Origin of the sequence: Streptomyces sp. NPDC008163, from assembly GCF_042956885.1 — a bacterium.
Classification (GTDB): Bacteria; Actinomycetota; Actinomycetes; order Streptomycetales; family Streptomycetaceae; genus Streptomyces; species Streptomyces drozdowiczii_A.
Window position 1 is genome coordinate 283,141 of the sequence record NZ_JBIBHG010000005.1, and the last position, 16,314, is coordinate 299,454.

Annotated in this window: 15 protein-coding genes; 4 read left to right on the plus strand and 11 right to left on the minus strand. The window is 72.1% G+C overall.

Annotated elements, in window-relative coordinates; genetic code table 11:
* Position 1: 1 nt before the first annotated feature.
* From ACFZAT_RS13905 to ACFZAT_RS13915, 3 genes are all read right to left on the minus strand, one after another.
* Positions 2 to 547, minus strand: coding sequence for a helix-turn-helix domain-containing protein (locus tag ACFZAT_RS13905; RefSeq protein ID WP_143625543.1), 546 nt, complete (start codon positions 545 to 547; stop codon positions 2 to 4).
* A 171-nt stretch (positions 548 to 718) separates the two neighbouring features.
* On the minus strand, positions 719 to 3,352 hold the full coding sequence (locus ACFZAT_RS13910; RefSeq protein ID WP_391263974.1) for a glycine betaine ABC transporter substrate-binding protein: 2,634 nt from the start codon (positions 3,350 to 3,352) through the stop codon (positions 719 to 721).
* Entirely contained in the window at positions 3,345 to 4,409 is a 1,065-nt protein-coding gene (locus ACFZAT_RS13915) for a betaine/proline/choline family ABC transporter ATP-binding protein (RefSeq protein WP_391263975.1), read from the minus strand. The genes ACFZAT_RS13910 and ACFZAT_RS13915 overlap by 8 nt, the downstream gene beginning before the upstream one ends.
* A 320-nt stretch (positions 4,410 to 4,729) precedes the next feature.
* Here ACFZAT_RS13915 and ACFZAT_RS13920 point away from each other — a divergent pair, with 320 nt between their 5' ends.
* Both ACFZAT_RS13920 and ACFZAT_RS13925 read left to right on the plus strand, forming a co-directional pair.
* Entirely contained in the window at positions 4,730 to 5,638 is a 909-nt protein-coding gene (locus ACFZAT_RS13920; protein ID WP_391264277.1) for a 5'-3' exonuclease H3TH domain-containing protein, read from the plus strand.
* 79 nt (positions 5,639 to 5,717) lie between these two features.
* Positions 5,718 to 6,560: an SIP domain-containing protein gene (locus tag ACFZAT_RS13925; RefSeq protein ID WP_391263977.1), complete on the plus strand. Its 843-nt coding sequence runs from the start codon at positions 5,718 to 5,720 to the stop codon at positions 6,558 to 6,560.
* A 67-nt stretch (positions 6,561 to 6,627) separates the two neighbouring features.
* On the opposite strand, the gene ACFZAT_RS13930 is transcribed toward ACFZAT_RS13925, so the two are convergent.
* The 3 genes from ACFZAT_RS13930 to ACFZAT_RS13940 form a co-directional block, all read right to left on the minus strand.
* A complete protein-coding gene (locus ACFZAT_RS13930) occupies positions 6,628 to 7,407 on the minus strand; it encodes an ABC transporter permease (RefSeq protein WP_391263979.1) in 780 nt (259 codons plus the stop codon).
* Positions 7,404 to 8,414: an ATP-binding cassette domain-containing protein gene (locus ACFZAT_RS13935; protein WP_391263981.1), complete on the minus strand. Its 1,011-nt coding sequence runs from the start codon at positions 8,412 to 8,414 to the stop codon at positions 7,404 to 7,406. Before ACFZAT_RS13935 ends, ACFZAT_RS13930 begins: the two co-directional genes overlap by 4 nt.
* A 196-nt stretch (positions 8,415 to 8,610) precedes the next feature.
* A complete protein-coding gene (locus tag ACFZAT_RS13940) occupies positions 8,611 to 9,246 on the minus strand; it encodes a helix-turn-helix transcriptional regulator (RefSeq protein WP_391263983.1) in 636 nt (211 codons plus the stop codon).
* A gap of 206 nt (positions 9,247 to 9,452) precedes the next feature.
* Between ACFZAT_RS13940 and ACFZAT_RS13945 the strand changes: the two genes are divergently transcribed.
* Together ACFZAT_RS13945 and ACFZAT_RS13950 are read left to right on the plus strand one after the other, a co-directional pair.
* A complete protein-coding gene (locus ACFZAT_RS13945) occupies positions 9,453 to 10,037 on the plus strand; it encodes an ECF RNA polymerase sigma factor SigK (protein ID WP_391263985.1) in 585 nt (194 codons plus the stop codon).
* Positions 10,034 to 10,795, plus strand: a complete 762-nt coding sequence (locus ACFZAT_RS13950; RefSeq protein ID WP_391263987.1) for an anti-sigma factor domain-containing protein — start codon at positions 10,034 to 10,036, stop codon at positions 10,793 to 10,795. The genes ACFZAT_RS13945 and ACFZAT_RS13950 overlap by 4 nt, the downstream gene beginning before the upstream one ends.
* A gap of 47 nt (positions 10,796 to 10,842) precedes the next feature.
* Here ACFZAT_RS13950 and ACFZAT_RS13955 read toward each other — a convergent pair whose 3' ends face one another.
* Genes ACFZAT_RS13955 through ACFZAT_RS13975 form a run of 5 tightly spaced genes read right to left on the minus strand, consistent with a single transcriptional unit; the run spans position 10,843 to position 16,244 of the window.
* The gene (locus ACFZAT_RS13955; RefSeq protein ID WP_391263989.1) at positions 10,843 to 11,646 is read right to left on the minus strand and encodes a DUF1295 domain-containing protein; all 804 of its coding nucleotides are present in this window, start codon (positions 11,644 to 11,646) and stop codon (positions 10,843 to 10,845) included.
* Positions 11,643 to 12,974, minus strand: a complete 1,332-nt coding sequence (locus tag ACFZAT_RS13960) for a class I SAM-dependent methyltransferase (RefSeq protein ID WP_391263991.1) — start codon at positions 12,972 to 12,974, stop codon at positions 11,643 to 11,645. The genes ACFZAT_RS13955 and ACFZAT_RS13960 overlap by 4 nt, the downstream gene beginning before the upstream one ends.
* Positions 12,971 to 14,254, minus strand: a complete 1,284-nt coding sequence (locus ACFZAT_RS13965; RefSeq protein WP_391263993.1) for a class I SAM-dependent methyltransferase — start codon at positions 14,252 to 14,254, stop codon at positions 12,971 to 12,973. Before ACFZAT_RS13965 ends, ACFZAT_RS13960 begins: the two co-directional genes overlap by 4 nt.
* The gene (locus ACFZAT_RS13970) at positions 14,251 to 14,973 is read right to left on the minus strand and encodes a DUF1365 family protein (protein ID WP_391263995.1); all 723 of its coding nucleotides are present in this window, start codon (positions 14,971 to 14,973) and stop codon (positions 14,251 to 14,253) included. Before ACFZAT_RS13970 ends, ACFZAT_RS13965 begins: the two co-directional genes overlap by 4 nt.
* Complete coding sequence (locus tag ACFZAT_RS13975) at positions 14,970 to 16,244, minus strand: FAD-dependent oxidoreductase (protein ID WP_391263997.1); 1,275 nt, start codon at positions 16,242 to 16,244, stop codon at positions 14,970 to 14,972. Before ACFZAT_RS13975 ends, ACFZAT_RS13970 begins: the two co-directional genes overlap by 4 nt.
* Positions 16,245 to 16,314: the final 70 nt, after the last annotated feature.

Sequence of the window (16,314 nt, forward strand, 5' to 3'; positions counted from 1 at the left end):
GTCAGCGCCGGGGGTCGGACGTGGCGTCGATGTGTTCGGCGACCGCGACGCACAGCAGCCGGGTGCCGGGGAGGGTGGCCCGCCAGCGGTGGCGGACCCCCCCGGACAGGAACAGCGTGTCGCCCTGGACCAGCCGGTAGGCCCGGCCCTCCGCCTCCACTTCGGCGGCGCCCTCGGCGACGTACAGGAGCTCGTCGTTGCGGTGCTGGAACTCGCGCCCGAGGTCGAGTTCCCCGGTGAATTCCAGGGCGCTGAGCTGGTGGCGTCCGCGCACCACCCGGTGCACCCCGTCCTCGTGGGCGGCGCGCACCACGTCGACCGCGCGTGCGGAGTCCGCGGCGGCGCGCAGCCGGGCGGTAGTGGTCTCCAGGGCCTCGGCGACCCGGTCGAGCGACCGGGCGCTGGGCCTGGCGCGCTCGTTCTCGATCTGGCTGAGGAACGGTACGGAAAGGCCGCTGCGCGACGCGACAGCGGCCAGGGTGAGTCCCAGGGATCTGCGCTGTCGGCGGACGGCGGCGCCCACCCGGAGTGTTTCCTTCTCGTCCATGTCCGGCTCCCTCCCGTCGCCATACTTCCGGTTACGGGCGCCGCGCGCACACCGTTACGCCAGGACGACCCGGAAAGTGACCGCACCGTCACGCCGGAAGGGGTGGGTCGCGCCGTCGGCGCGACCCACCCCTTCACGGGCGGCGGCCCTGGTGGGGGCCGGTGACGCCTCCTACTGGGGAGCCATCTTGTCCGCGATGCCCGGGTTCTTCGCCATCCAGGCCTTCACGGCTTCCTCTTCGTGTCCTGTACCGAGCTTCTGGATCTGGTTCTCCAGGCCGGCGAGCTGGTCCTCGCTCAGCTTGAAGTTCTTGAACCACTTCGTCAGCTGCGGGTAGTTCTGCGGGAACTCCTTGGACGCGATGGTGTGCAGCCGGTCGCCCTCACCGAATGCCTTCTTCGGGTCCTGGAGCTTGGTCATCCCGTACTCGCTGTACGCCCAGTGCGGGGTCCACAGCAGGACGGCGATGGGCTCCTTCTTGGCGTACGCGCGCTTCAGCTCGGCGAGCATGCCGGGCGTCGAGGAGTCGACCACCTTGTACTCGTCGTCCAGACCGTAGGCCGGGAGCACGTTCTTCTTCAGGTTCTCCATCGTGGCGGTGCCGGGCTCGATGCCGACGATCCGGCCCTTGAACTTCGAGCCCTTGCCCTTGAGGTCGGCCAGGGACTTCACGTCCTTGACGTAGTCGGGCACCGCGACCTCGATGGAGGTCGGGCCGTACCAGGAACCGATGTCCGTCAGCTTGGAGCCGTAGGTGGACCAGTAGTTCTTCTGGGTGAAGGGGAGCCAGCCGTCGAACTGCACGTCGATCTGGCCGCGCGACATCGCGGTGTACATCGGACCGACCTCGAACTGCTTGAGGTTGATCTTGTAGCCGCGCTCCTCCAGGACCGCCTTCCACAGGTACGTGGCGGCGATGTCCTCCTCCCAGGGGAACCAGGCCATCTCGACCGGGCGGTCGCGCTCGTCCTTGCCGTTCGCGCCCTTGGCCGGGGCGGACTTCTTCACCGGGGTCCACTTGTCGGCGACGTCCGGGTTGGCCTTGAGCCAGGTGCGGACGGCCTCCTGCTCCTTGCCGGAGCCGCCCTTCTGGATCTGGGCCTCAAGGCTGGTGAGCTGGTCCTCGCTCATCTTGAAGTCCTTGAGCCACTTGCCGACCTCCGGGTTGTCCCCGGCGAAGCCCTTGCGGGTCAGCGTGTGGATGCCGTCGCCCTTGCCCCAGAGGTTCTTGGGGTCCTTGAGCTTGGTCAGCTCGAACTGGTTGTACGCCCAGTGCGGCGACCAGAGCGGAACGACGATCGGTTCCTTCTTGGCGTACGCGCGCTTCAGCTCGGCCAGCATGGACGGCGTGGAGCCGTCGACGACCTTGTACTCCTTGTCCAGGCCGTAGCCCGGCAGGATCTTGTCCTTGAGCAGGCCCATCTCACCGGCGCTGGGCTCGATGCCGACGATCCGGCCCTTGAAGTCGGACGCCTTGCCCTTGAGGTCGGTCAGGGACTTCACGTCCTTGACGTAGCTGGGGACGGCCAGCTCCAGCGAGGTGGGGCCGTACCAGGAGCCCATGTCCTCCAGGCGGTCCTTGTACTTCTTCCAGTACGAGGCGTGGGTGACGGGCAGCCAGGAGTCGGTCTCGAAGTCGATCTGGCCGCTCGCCATGCCGGTGTACAGCGCGCCGGCCTCGTACTGCTTGACGTCGACCTCGAAGCCGCGCCGCTCCAGCAGCTCCTTCCAGAGGAAGGTGGAGGCGATGCCCTCGTCCCACGGGATGTAACCCATGCTGATCTTCTTGCCGGCACCGATCTTCGTGGTGTCCGAGGTCGTGGCGGACTCGTCGTCCGAGGAACCGAAGACCCCCATGCCGCCGGCGACGAGCGCCAGGGCGACGACGCCCGCGACGGCGACGACGGGCTGCGGGCGGTGGTGCCAGATCTTCAGGCCGCCGGCCATCGACTGCGCCTTGGCGAGCGCGCGGCGGGCGAGCGGGGAGACCTCGCGGCCCAGCGCGCTGGTCATCCGGTCCAGGTACATGGCCAGGATGACGATGGAGACACCGGCCTCGAAGCCCAGGCCGACGTCGACGTTGCCGATGGCGCGGTAGACGGAGCCGCCCAGGCCGCCGCCGCCGACCATGCCGGCGATGACCACCATGGACAGGCCCAGCATGATGACCTGGTTGATGCCCGCCATGATCGTGGGCAGCGCCAGCGGCAGCTGGACCCGCAGCAGGGTGTTGCGGGAGGTCGTGCCGAATGCCTCGGCCGCCTCGACCAGCTCGCCGTCGACCTGGCGGATGCCGAGTTCGGTCATCCGGACGCCCGGGGGCAGCGCGAAGATGATGGTGGCGATGATGCCGGGCACGACACCGACGCCGAAGAAGATCACGCCGGGGATCAGATAGACCATGGCGGGCATGGTCTGCATGAAGTCCAGGACCGGCCGGGTCACCGCGCTCACCGTCTTGGAGCGGGAGGCCCAGATGCCGAGCGGCACGGCCAGCACCAGCGTCACGATCGTCGCGACGAGCACCAGCGTGAGCGTGTCCATCGCCTCGTCCCACAACTCGACCGAGTCGATGAGAGCGAAGCCCACGAACGCGAGGACACCGGCGAGCAGACCGCGCAGCCACCAGGCGATGACGGCGACGATGCCCGCGAAGAGCAGGGGCGCGGGAGCGGAGAGAACGGCGGCGATGCCGTCGAACATCCCGCTCACGACGGAGCTGATGAAGTCGAAGAGCCAGGAGAGGTGGGTCTGGAGCCAGTCGACCGCGGAGTCGACCCAGTCGCCGAGATGGAGCCTAAACACCGGCCACCTTCTTCAGCGAGGTCGCGGCGTCCTGGGGAGCCTGGGCGGGGGTCATCGGCTCACCGAGCACGGCGAGCAGCCGCTCGCGGGGCACGACGCCGAGGAGCTTGCCCTCGTCGTCGGTCACGGCGACCGCGACCCGGCTCTGCGAGCAGGGCGTGAACAGCTCGATGATCGGGGTGGCCTCGGTGACGGTGGCCGGGGTGGCCTTCAGCACGTCGTCGGTGCTCCGGATCTCCTTGCCCTGGTCGCAGAGCGTGCCGATGACGGTGTCCGTCTCGGCCATGATCGCGCCGGCGGTCAGCACCCGGGCACGGTCCACGTCCTGGGTGAAGGAGGCGACGTAGTCGTTGGCCGGGGTGACGAGGATGTCCTCGGCGGTGCCGAGCTGGACTATCTCGCCGTCGCGCATCACGGCTATGCGGTCGCCGAGGCGCATGGCCTCGTTGAGGTCGTGGGTGATGAAGACGATGGTCTTCTTCAGCCGCTTCTGGAGCTCCAGGAGCTGGTCCTGCATATCGCGGCGGATCAGCGGGTCGAGCGCGCTGAAGGACTCGTCCATCAGGAGCAGGTCGGCGTCGGTGGCGAGCGCGCGGGCCAGGCCCACGCGCTGCTGCATGCCGCCGGACAGCTCGTCGGGCCAGGACTTCTCCCAGCCGGCCAGACCGGTCAGCTCCAGGGCCTCGGTGGCACGGCGGTTGCGCTCGGCGCGCGGGACGCCCTGCACCTCCAAGCCGTACGCGGCGTTCTCCAGGACGCTCCGGTGCGGGAAGAGCGCGAAGTGCTGGAACACCATGCTGATCTTGGTGGAGCGGACGCGGCGGAGCTCGGCGGGGCTCAGGGCGGTCAGATCCTGCCCGTCGAAGAGCACCTGGCCGGAGGTGGGCTCCAGCAGTCCGTTGAGCATCCGCAGCAGCGTGGACTTGCCCGAGCCGGACAGACCCATCACGACGAAGATCTGGCCCGGTTCGACGGTGAACGATGCGTCGATCACCGCTGCGGTGGTTCCGTCGGCGCGCAGCGCGTCGCGGCCGGTGCCGCTCTTCAGCTTCTGCACGGCTTGATCGGGTCGTCTGCCGAACACTTTGTACAAGTGCTCGGCTTGCAGCCTGGACACATACACCTCACGCGTTGAACCGAGAACGGTCTGCCACCCCCGCCGGCAGACCGTGGAGCGGCGCGGATTCCGTCCGCATGGCACGCGCACTAGTTGAAAATGCGACGTGGGCCGCTCCGATGGCGCGCCTGCCCGCGCTTACCCGGAGCAAACACAAGAGTGACCTGGATCACATAACACAGACTGGTTTTCCGGGAACCGCGTCCGCGGCGGCCGGTGTCGGTGCCGTGCGGCATCATCGGCGTGTGACGCGACGCCTGATGCTCCTCGACACTGCTTCCCTCTACTTCCGCGCCTACTTCGGCGTGCCCGACTCGGTGCGCGCGCCGGACGGCACCCCGGTCAACGCCGTGCGCGGGCTGCTGGACTTCATCGGCCGCCTCGTGCAGGACCACCGGCCGGACGACCTCGTCGCCTGCTGGGACGCGGACTGGCGGCCGCAGTGGCGGGTCGACCTCATCCCGACGTACAAGGCGCACCGGGTGGCCGTCGAGACCGGGGCGGGGGTGCCCGACGAGGAGGAGACGCCCGACACCCTGGCCCCGCAGGTGCCGGTCATCGCGGACGTGCTGGACGCGCTGGGTATCGCCCGGCTCGGCGCCGAGGGGTACGAGGCGGACGACGTGATCGGCACGCTGACCGGGCGGGCGGCAGGCCCGGTCGACATCGTCACCGGCGACCGGGACCTGTACCAGCTGGTGGACGACGCCCGCGGGGTGCGGGTGCTCTACCCGCTGAAGGGGGTCGGCACGCTCCAGGTGACGGACGAGGCCTGGCTGCGCGAGAAGTACGGGGTGGACGGCCCCGGGTACGTGGACCTGGCGCTGCTGCGCGGCGACCCGAGCGACGGACTGCCGGGCGTGCCCGGGATCGGCGAGAAGACGGCGGCGAAGCTGCTGGACGCCTTCGGCGATCTGGACGGGATCATGGCGGCGGTGGACGATCCGGCGGCGAAGCTGACGCCCTCGCAGCGCAAGCGGCTCGATGAGGCCCGCGCCTATGTGGCCGTCGCGCCGAAGGTGGTGCGGGTCGCCGGTGACGTACCGCTTCCGGACTTCGACCCGGCGCTGCCCGCCGCGCCGCGCGATCCGGCAGCGCTGGACGCGCTCGCGGCCCGGTGGGGGCTGGGCGGGGCCCTGGGGCGCCTCCACTCCGCCCTGCGAACCTGAGGTGTTAAGTTAGGTAACCCTAAGGCCGATGTCGGCAGCGGTCGACGGTCTCCAATTCCGGCAGCAGGGAGCAGATCTCGTGGCAGAACGACCGGAGCGGCGGGCACCGAAGGCTCAGGGGGCGCAGGTCCTGCGCACCGAGCGGATCACCCCGCACATGATCCGGGTGGTGCTCGGCGGCGACGGTCTCGCCGAGTTCGCGCTCGCGGGTTTCACCGACCATTACGTCAAGCTGTGCTTCGCCCCCGAGGGCGCGGACTACAGCCACCCCTTCGACATGGCCCGCATCCGCGAGGAGTATCCCCGCGAGCTGTGGCCCACCACCCGTACCTACACGGTGCGTTCCTGGGACCCGGCCGCCCGGGAGCTGGCGATCGACTTCGTGGTGCACGGCGACGAGGGCCTCGCCGGGCCCTGGGCGGCGGGCGCGGCGCCGGGCGATCAGGTGACGTTCCTGGGCCCCGGCGGGGGTTACGCCCCCGACGCCTCGGCGGACTGGCACCTGCTGGCGGGCGACGAGAGCGCCCTGCCGGCCGTCGCCGCCGCGCTGGAGCAGATGCCGGCGGGCGCGGTGGTGCACGCGTACGTCGAGGTGGCGGACGCGACGGAGGAGCAGAAGATCGCCACGCCGGACGGCGTGGAGGTCACCTGGCTGCACCGGGCGGGCCGCCCGGTCGGCGAGGCGCTCACGGAGGCGGTGACGGGCCTGGAGTTCCCGCCCGGCCGGGTCCAGGCGTTCGTGCACGGCGAAGCGGGCTTCGTCAAGGAGGTCCGCCGCAACCTGCGCCTGGAGCGCGGGATCCCGGCCTCCCAGCTGTCGATCTCCGGCTACTGGCGGCTCGGCCACGACGACGAGGCGTGGCGCTCCGTCAAGCGCGAGTGGAACGAGCAGGTGGAGCGCGAGCAGGAGAGCGCGGCCTGACCTGCCGTACGCACAGCTGTGCCCCGGTCCGAAGGGCCGGGGCACAGCTGTGTCGCGGGTCCGTGCCTCAGACGGACTTCTGGTACGAGCGGAACGTACGGGTCGACAGCGCGACGGCGGCCGCGGCGAGCAGCAGCAGCCCGCCGCAACGGGTGCCGGCCAGCTGCCAGTCGGGGTCGTCGCCCAGCACGGAACGTCCGGCCACCATGGCCCAGTTGACCGGGTTGAAGGCGGCGACGTCCCGCATCCAGCCGGGCATCTGGCTCGGTGCCATGAAGGACGTGGACAGGAAGGTGAGCGGCATCAGCAGGAAGGTGTTGATGCCGATGATCGACTCCCGCTCCCGCACGATCATGCCCACGGCGTTCGAGAGCGCCCCGAAGACGGTGCCGAGCAGCACCGATGCGGCGACCAGGACGAGCAGGCCGGCCGCCCCGCCCGGATAGCCGGCCCCGGCCGCCCGTCCGAGCAGCAGGATGACGACGGACTGGGCGGTGTTGGCGATGCCGTTCTGCACGACGTTGGCGTTCATCAGGGCGTTCCGGCTGACCGGCGTGGTCAGGAAGCGGTTGAGCGTGCCGCGCTCGATCTCCTCCAGGGTGCCCATGCCGGCCCACATGCTCGACCCCAGCGCGCTCATCACGACGATGCCGGGGACGAGGTAGTCAAGGTAGGAGGTGGTGCCGAAGCCGCCGAGCTCGACCACCTTCCGGAACAGGTTGCCGAAGAGGAAGAGCCAGATCACCGGCTGGATCAGGGAGATCGCCAGGAAGACGGGCTGCCGGAGGATCGCCATCAGCTGGCGCTGCGTCATGTACCAGGTGTGGGTGAGAACCTGACCGCTCATCGGGCACCTCCCGCGAGGACCGGCTCGGGGGCGGTGGCCGCGTCCTCGGACTCCGCGTCCTGGAAGCGGCGGCCCGCGTACCGGAGATAGACGTCGTCCAGTGAGGGGCGGGCGACGGTGGCCGCCACGACGGTGGCCCCGGCCCGTTCGAGGGCGGCCAGCAGCACCGGTACGGCGGCTGCGCCGTCCTCGGCCCGGACGCTGACCCGGCGCCCCTCGGCCACCGCCTCGTGCACCCCGGGCAGCCCGGCGAGCACGGTGACCGCCTCCAGAACGGCGTCCGCGCGCAGCTCCACATGGACGGCGTCGCCGCGCAGCTCGCCCTTGAGCTCGTCGGGGGTGCCCTCGACGACGATCCGGCCGCGGTCGACGATCGCGATGCGTTCCGCGAGCCGGTCCGCCTCCTCCAGGTAGTGCGTGGTGAGGACGATGGTCAGGCCCTCGTCACCGGCCAGCCGGGATATCTCGTCCCACATCGCCGTGCGGGCCTCCGGGTCGAGCCCGGTCGTCGGCTCGTCCAGGAACAGCACCTCCGGCCGGTGCATCAGCCCGAGCGCCACGTCCAGGCGGCGCAGCATCCCGCCGGAGTACCCCTTGACCAGGCGCTTCCCGGCGTCGGCGAGGGCGAACCGCTCCAGAAGCTCGTCGGCGCGGCGCTGTACGGCGGCGCCCCGCATCCCGTACAGCCTGCCCTGGAGGAGCAGGTTCTCGCGGCCGGTGGCGACCGGGTCGGCGCCGGACTTCTGGGCCACGACCCCGATCGCGCGGCGCACCCGGTCCGGGTGGGCGAGGGCGTCGTGCCCGGCGACGGAGGCGGTCCCGGAGTCGGGGCGGGCGAGGGTGGTGAGGATCTTGACGGTGGTGGACTTCCCGGCGCCGTTGGGCCCGAGGAGCCCGAAGACGGTGCCGGCGGTGACGGTGAGGTCCATGCCGCGCAGCGCGGTGACCCCTCCCGGATAGGTCTTGACGAGTTGTCGCGCCTCGACAGCGGGCGCACGGGTGCTCATGACGGAGCTCTCCTGTGGTCGGCCGGGCGTCCGGTTCTCCGGGCGCCGTGGGGCCGGTCCGCGTGAGGAGTGCCGGGCTATCCTGGGTGTGCCGCACCTCGATCGCCCGGGCCGCCTCCACGGTGGTCCGGCTTTGGGGTTCGAGACCCCGGCGCGGACCGCTGCAACGGCCCCCGCCGGGGTCTTTTCTTTCTGCCTACTCCCGGTCGTCGAGGTCCTGCCAGTCCTGCGGGACCTCACCGGTCTCGTGGAACGACCTCCACTCCTCGATACCGCTGATGGCGGCCTCGCCGATCTCCTTGCGGAACGTGGCGATCCACTCCAGCTCCGCCTCCAGCATGTGGAGCTGGTACTCCGTCTCCACGACGAAGACGCGGGGCAGCGCGCCCCCCAGCTGGGCGAGGACCCCGCGCAGCGCGGCGGCCCGCACGGTCTGCGCCTGCTCGCGGTCCGCGAGGAGTTCGCCCACCTCCTCCGGGGGCAGCGCGGGGAGCAGGGCCAGCGCGGTGTCGAAGACCGGGTACTCCTCGGCCGGCACCGCGATCAGGTCGGAGAGCCAGTGCAGCATCTCGGCGCGCCCGGCCTCGGTGAGCCCGTACAGCGTGCGCTCCGGGCGGTTGCCCTGCCGCTGTACGCCCGCCACCTCGACGTAGCCGTGCTTCTCCAGGTTCTGGACGACGGTGTACAGCGAGCCGAAGTTGATCTTCACGCTGTGCTGCTTGCCGCGCCTGCGGAGGGTCTGGGCGATCTCGTACGGATGCATGGACCGCTCGGCGAGCAGCACCATCACCGTGAGCGCCAGCGGGTTGGTGAGCTTGCGCCGCCTGGCCAACGCCGCTCCCTTCGAACCATCGCTCGTTCCCGAATACTCGTCGCCGAACATAGCTCGATTTCCGAGGACGCGTCAACCACGATGTATCGCGTTTTCCGGCCGCTTCTCCGGGAAGTCGTGGGAGGATCTCCGGCCTCCGGCCAATCCGCCCGGTCACCGGCTCCGAATCACCCCCGGAGAGCGATGACCACCGAAGGGAACCCCGCGTGAAAGAAGCCGTGTACATCAGCGGAACGGCCTCGGCGGGGCCCGATCTCCAGGAGCTGATGGGACGGGTCGCCCGAGGCGACCAGGACGCCTTCGCCCAGGTCTACGACGCGGTGAGCGGGCCGGTGCTCGGCCTCGTCCGCGGCGTGCTGCGCGACCCCGCCCAGTCCGAGGAGGTCGCCCAGGAGGTCCTGGTGGAGGTGTGGCGCACCGCGTCCCGCTTCCAGGCCGCCCGGGGCAGCGCCATGAACTGGGTGCTGACCCTCGCCCACCGCCGCGCTGTCGACCGGGTCCGCTCGGCGCAGGCGTCGGCCGCCCGCGAGCACAAGGCCGCCCTCCTCGAACGCACCCCCGCCTTCGACGAGGTCACCGAACAGGTCGAGACCCGGCTCGAACGCGAGCAGGTGCGCCGCTGCATGCGGACGCTGTCCGAGCTCCAGCGGGAGTCCGTCACCCTGGCGTACTACCGGGGGCTCACCTACCGCGAGGTCGCCGAACTGCTGGCGGTACCGCTCGGCACGATCAAGACTCGACTGCGCGACGGGCTGATCCGGATGCGCGACTGCCTGGGGGTGACCTCATGACCGACGCCGGACTCCACACACTGACGGGCGCCTACGCCCTGCACGCCCTGCCGGACACCGAACGCCGCGACTTCGAACGCCACCTGGGCGACTGCGAAGCGTGCTCCACCGAGGTGCGCGAACTCTCCGAGACCGCGACCCGGCTCGGCCTCGCCGTCGCCACCCCGGCCCCCCGGGAGCTTCGGGACCGCGTGCTTCGGGAGATCACGACCGTACGCCAGGAGCCGCCCGCGCTCGCCCGCCGCGAGCGCTCGACGGACCGGCGGGGCACGGCGGCCCGGTGGTCCCGGTTCGCCCTGGCCGCGTGCCTGGCCGCGGCGGCGGGCTTCGGCGGGATCGCCGTCTGGCAGCACCAGGAGGCGCGGGACGCCCAGCGGCAGGCGGACGCGGCACGGCTCCGGGCCGAGGAGCTGGCCCGGGTCCTCGCCGCGCCCGACGCGAAGACCGCCTCCGGCACGCTGGAGGACGGGGCGAAGGGCACGGTGGTGGTCTCCCGGACCGAGGACCGGGCGGTGTTCCTGGCCTCCGGACTGACCGAGGCGCCCAGCGGCAAGGTGTACCAGCTGTGGTTCTCCGACGGTGGCACGATGCGCCCGGCGGGGCTGCTGCGCGCCTCGGGCCCGTCCTCGACCACGTACACGACACTGCTGGACGGACCGGTCGACGGGGCCACGGGCATGGGCATCACCGTGGAGCCCGCGGGCGGCTCGGCGCGGCCCACCTCGGAGCCGGTGGCGCTGATGGAGCTGCCCGCGTGAGGCGTGCGCCCGGGGCGATGCCCCGGGCGCACGGTTCGCGGGCGCGGTCAGCCCCGGCGCGGCGGGAACGGGAAGAAGCCGCTGGTGCGCGCGGCGTACGCGGCGAAGCCCGGTCGGTCGGCCATGTGCCGTTCCAGGAGGGCCTTGCCGCTGCCGCCGATGAGCAGATACGTCATCAGGGCGGGCGCCACCAGCGTGGCCGCGGCGGCGGCCGGGGCCTGGCAGACGGTCAGGAACAGGCCCCACCAGACGCAGAAGTCCCCGAAGTAGTTCGGGTGCCGGGTCCACGACCACAGCCCCCGGTCCATGATCTTCCCCCGGTTGCCGGGGTCGGCCTTGAACCGGGCCAGCTGGTGGTCGCCCACCGCCTCGAAGAACATGCCGACCGCCCAGAGCGCGGTCCCGGCCCAGGCGAGGGCGTTCACCGGCCCGGTGAGGTATCCGGCCGCCTGCACGGGCAGCGAGATGAGCCAGACCAGGGCGCCCTGCAGGAGGTACACCTTCCGCAGGGCGTAGAGGTCCGGGTTGCCCGGTGCCCTGGCGAGCATCTTCTCGTAGCGCGGGTCCTCTCCGTGGCCGCGTCCGCGCCGGGCGATGTGCCACGCCAGGCGCACCCCCCAGACCGCGGTGAGCACCGTGACGAGGAGGCGGCGGGTGGCGTCGCCCTCCCCCGCCGACAGGCCGTACGAGACGAGGGCGACGGCGGCGAAGCCCAGGCCCCAGGCGACGTCCACGCCCCGGTGCATGCCCCGGCGCACCCCGGCCGCGAACGCGACGAGCAGGACGACCAGCGCGGCGCCCGCGCAGGGTGCGAGACCCCGCGCGAACGCCTCCCAGGCGAAGCCGCTCATGCCGTACCCCCGGCCGAGCGCAGGGCCTCGCGGGTGGCCGGCATCCCGGACTCCCCGTCACCGGCGGGCCGTACGGCGAGGATCTGGTCCACGCCCATCCGTCGCTCGGCGAAGGCGAGTGCCCCGCCCGCCAGATACAGCCGCCACACCCGTACGGTCTCCTCCCCGACCAGGTCCGTGAACCGCGCCTCGTTCTCCTCCAGGGTCCGGCGCCAGGCGTCGACGGTCCGGACGTAGTGCTCGCGCAGCCCTTGGACGTCGCGCACCTCCAGACCGGCGCCCTCCAGCAGCGCGACGGTCTCGCCGAGCGGGCGCATGTGCATGTCGGGCGCGATGTACGCCTCGATGAACGCGCCGCCGCCCGGCGCGTTCCGCCCTCGTGACATCTGCTGCACGAGCACCCGGCCGCGCGGCCGGACCATGTCGTGCAGGGTCGCCGCGAAGGCCGGGTACTGGGCGTCCCCGACGTGCTCGCCCATCTCGATGGTGGACACCGCGTCGTAGCCGCCCTCGTGGTCCGGGGCGGCCGCGATGTCGCGGTAGTCGCTGCAGCGCACCTCGACCAGCTGCTCCAGGCCGCGTTCGGCCACTTGGCGGCGCACATACGCGGCCTGTTCGGCGGCGAGGGTGACGGCCGTGACGCGGACGCCGTGCCGCTGGGCCGCGTACAGCGTCAGCGAGCCCCAGCCGCAGCCGATGTCCAGCAGCCGCGCACCGGGGCGCAGCCCCAGCTTCCCGCAGATCAGCTCCAGCTTGTCGCGCTGCGCGTCGGCGGGGCCGTACGCGGGGTCGTCGCTGGTCCAGTAGCCGCAGGAGTACGCCATCGTGTCGTCGAGGAGGAGGGCGTAGAAGGCGTTGGAGAGGTCGTAGTGGTGGCTGATCGCGGCCCGGTCACGGGCCTTGCTGTGCAGGGCGCCGTCGAGTCCGGTGGCGCGGGCGGCGGGCACCGGCGGCCGGGGCCCGGCCGCCCCGAGGCGCACCGCGGTCCGGGCGGCGCGCAGCCGGTCGGCGAGGCGGGGCCGTGGTGCGGCGAGTCCGCGCTCGCGGACGGCCCGGTGCACGGCCCGCAGGCCCTCGGCGAGGTCGCCCTCGATGTCGATGTCGCCGGTGATGTACGCCTCCGCGAGGCCGAGTTCGCCCGGTTCCCACAGGAGGCGGCGCAGGGCGCGGCGGGCCCGGACGTGGATCAGAGGACCGTCGGCGGCGCCGGTCTCGCTGCCGTCCCACATGCGCACCCTGACCGGGAGCCGGCCGCCGAGGAACTGCTCGACGAGGGGCTCGACGCGCTGGGCGGCCCCGTGGGCGGGGCGCTTGTCCGTGAGTGTCATGCCGTTTCCTGTTCCGGACGGGTCAGCAGCAGCTGCCGCACGTCGAGGTAGCCGGAGCGGAAGCCCGCTTCGGAGTAGGCGAGGTAGAGGGTCCACATGCGGCGGAAGGTCGCGTCGAAGCCGAGGGCGTCGACGGCTTCGGCCTCTTCGGTGAAGCGTTCGCGCCACAGCCTGAGCGTTTCGGCGTAGTGCGTGCCGAAGCCGTCGGACCGTTCGACGCGCAGCCCGGTGCGGTCGGCGGTGACCCGGTCGATGGCCTCCGTGGACGGGAGCTGGCCGCCCGGGAAGATGTACTTCTGGATCCAGGTGAAGGTGGACCGGCCGGCCCGCATGCGGTCGTCGGGCATGGTGATGGCCTGGAGGGCGATCCGGCCGCCGGGGCCGAGCAGCCGGTCCAGGGTGCGGAAGTAGACGGGCCAGAACTCCGCGCCGACCGCCTCGATCATCTCGACGCTGACGATCGCGTCGTAACTCCCCTCGATGTCCCGGTAGTCGCAGAGCCGGACGTCGACCCGGTCCGCGTGGCCGGCCGCCGCGATCCGCCGGAGCGCCAGGTCGCGCTGCTCGCGGGAGAGGGTGACGGAGACGACGTGGGCGCCGCGCGCGGCGGCGCGGATCGCGAGTTCGCCCCAGCCGGTGCCGATCTCCAGGAGCCGGGTGCCGGGGCCGACGGCGGCGAGGTCGAGCAGCCGGTCGATCTTGCGGTGCTGGGCGGCGGGGAGCAGGGCCGGCTCGGCGGGGAAGCCGCGGAAGAGCGCGGACGAGTAGCTGAGCGTCTCGTCCAGGAAGAGCGCGAACAGGTCGTTGGACAGGTCGTAGTGGTGGCTGATGTTGGTCCGGGCCCCTTCGCGGGTGCCGGTCTGGGCCTCGGGGTGGCGCCGCGCCCACAGTCCGCGCAGCCGTTGCAGGGGCGGCGGGACCAGGGTGGCGACCTCTCCCGCCAGGACCGTGAGGACGCCGACCGGGTCGGGTGCGTCCCATTCCCCCGCCATGTACGACTCGCCGAAGCCGATGAGCCCGGCCGCGCCGATCCTGCGGAAGAAGGCGTCGGGGTCGCGGACGTCCATCAGCGGCCCGCCGAGCCCGATGTCCTCGCGCCCGCCGAGCCGGACGCGCAGCGGCAGCCGGGCCAGGGCTCTGCGGACGATCCGCTCGGCGACGGCCGTCCGCAGCCGGGAGGCGCGGGGCGGGGTCACGACGTCCGGCCAGCGCGCCGGGTCGGTCCCGGAGCCCGTGACGGGGGCGGGCACGGCCGGAGTACGGAACGTGGAGGCGGTCATCGCATGCCTTCCTGGGTGCGGTGGTGGGGGCGGGGCCGGACGGGCAGCCCACGCAGGTAGAGGCGTATGCCGTGCAGCCGGATGGCGGCGGAGACGACGGCCGTGGACCAGGGGTGCCGCAGGGCGAGGGCGAGCAGGACCCGGGCGGTCGCCGGGCGTCGCTCGCCCCGGACGGTCGCGGTGAACGGCCGGGTTCCCGCGCGCTCCAGGTGGACCGTCAGCCGCAGTTCCGGCCCCGGTTCCGGCAGCCGCATCCAGTACTCGCCGTCGGTGCCGAAGAACGGCGATACGTAGAACTCCTTGCTGGTGACCGACCGCCCCCGGTCGTCGGGGCGCAGCAGGTAGCAGTGGCGTTCGCCGTACGTGTTGTGCACCTCGGCGACCGTGCACAGCGGGGTGCCGTCGGCGCGCCGGCACCAGTAGACGGTCAGCGGATTGAAGACGTATCCGAGGACCCGGGCCTGGCTCAGCATGAGGACGGTGCCGTCGGCGAGGTCGATGCCCCGGGCGGCCAGGAAGCGGACGAGCCCGGCCCGGATGGTCGGGGCGGTGCCGCCGAAGTGGTCGCGGGCGTCGAAGCGGGCGAGGAAGCGCAGACCGCGCGGCAGCGGCGGGGGCCCGTCGGGGTCCGTCAGCCACAGGTAGGTGCGGTGCTGGAAGCCGTACCGGGTGGGCGCGGTCCGTATGTGGCTGATCGTGCAGGGGTAGAGGGCGTTCACCAGTCCACCCCCAGGGCCGCCGCGGCCTCGGCGCCCGAGCGGCAGCCGTCCTCGTGGAACCCCCAGCCGTGGTAGGCGCCCGCGTAGGCGGTGACCGGCCCGGACAGGGCGGGCAGCCGGGCCTGGGCGGCCACCGACTCCGGGGTGTAGACGGGGTGCTCGTAGACCATCCGGGCCCGGACGAGTCCGGGGGCGACGCGGTCGGCCCCGTTGAGCGTGACGACGAAGGTCTCCGGGGCGTCGAGGCGCTGGAGCCGGTTCATGTCGTAGCTGACGGTGACGTGGGAGGCGTCGGCGGCGCAGCCGGGCATGAGGTAGTTCCAGGAGGCGCGGGCGCCGGGCGCCGTGGGCAGCAGCCGGGTGTCGGTGTGCAGCAGGGTCGCGTTGCGGGAGTAGCGGAAGGCGCCCAGGGTGCGGCTCTCCTCGTCGGTCGGGTCGGCGAGGAGGCGGAGCGCCTGGTCGGGGTGGGTGGCGACGACGACGTGGTCGAAGGGTTCGGTGGTGCCGTCGTCGGTGGTGATCCCGACGCCGTCGGCGTGCCGGCGGATGCTGCGGACCGGGGTGGCGGTGCGGACGGTGGAGAGCTGTTTGGTCACGCGCTCCACATAGGCGCGGGAGCCTCCGGTGACGGTCCGCCAGACCGGGGAGCCGCCGATCGTGAGCATGCCGTGGTGGTCGAGGAAGCGGAAGAGGTAGCGGGCCGGATAGCGCATCGCGGTCACCGGGTCGCAGGACCAGACCGCCGCCACCACGGGCGTCAGGAAGTGCGCGGTGAAGTACGGCGAGAAGCGCCCGCGCGCGGCGAACTCCCCCAGGGTCAGCGTCTCCGCGTCCGGTCCGCCGTCCCGCAGCAGCCGCCGGGCCAGCCGGTGGAAGCGGGGGACGGCGGCGAGCATCCGCGGGTAGGCGGGGTCGCGGAAGGACGCCGGGCGGGCGAGGAGACCGGCCGGGCCGCGGGCGCCCGCGTACTCCAGGCCGCATCCCTCGCACCGGACGGACATGCTCATCTCCGACTCCTGCGTGGGCACGCCGAGTTCCGCGAAGAGCCGCAGCAGGTGCGGGTAGGTGCGCCGGTTGTGCACGATGAAGCCGGAGTCGACGCGGTGGACGCGGCCGTCGGCCCCGGGCAGGTCGTGGGTGTGGGCGTGGCCGCCGACCCGGTCGTCCGCCTCGAACATCGTCACGTCGTGGGTCCTTCGCAGGATGTGGGCGGCCGTGAGTCCGGCCACCCCGCTGCCCACGACGGCCGTGCGTCGCCGCCTGTCGCTCATCGCGCTCCTTCCGGGCACCGGCCCCGACGCCCATGCCTCTTCACCACTGATTCGTTGCCGACGGCTCGGC

Excerpts from the sequence above, each read along its gene's own strand:
- ACFZAT_RS13905 (WP_143625543.1), bottom strand. The coding sequence starts at position 547 with ATGGACGAGAAGGAAACACTCCGGGTGGGCGCCGCCGTCCGCCGACAG.
- ACFZAT_RS13920 (WP_391264277.1), top strand. The coding sequence starts at position 4,730 with ATGCTCCTCGACACTGCTTCCCTCTACTTCCGCGCCTACTTCGGCGTG.
- ACFZAT_RS13930 (WP_391263979.1), bottom strand. The coding sequence starts at position 7,407 with ATGAGCGGTCAGGTTCTCACCCACACCTGGTACATGACGCAGCGCCAG.
- ACFZAT_RS13935 (WP_391263981.1), bottom strand. The coding sequence starts at position 8,414 with ATGAGCACCCGTGCGCCCGCTGTCGAGGCGCGACAACTCGTCAAGACC.
- ACFZAT_RS13950 (WP_391263987.1), top strand. The coding sequence starts at position 10,034 with ATGACCGACGCCGGACTCCACACACTGACGGGCGCCTACGCCCTGCAC.
- ACFZAT_RS13955 (WP_391263989.1), bottom strand. The coding sequence starts at position 11,646 with ATGAGCGGCTTCGCCTGGGAGGCGTTCGCGCGGGGTCTCGCACCCTGC.
- ACFZAT_RS13960 (WP_391263991.1), bottom strand. The coding sequence starts at position 12,974 with ATGACACTCACGGACAAGCGCCCCGCCCACGGGGCCGCCCAGCGCGTC.
- ACFZAT_RS13965 (WP_391263993.1), bottom strand. The coding sequence starts at position 14,254 with ATGACCGCCTCCACGTTCCGTACTCCGGCCGTGCCCGCCCCCGTCACG.
- ACFZAT_RS13975 (WP_391263997.1), bottom strand. The coding sequence starts at position 16,244 with ATGAGCGACAGGCGGCGACGCACGGCCGTCGTGGGCAGCGGGGTGGCC.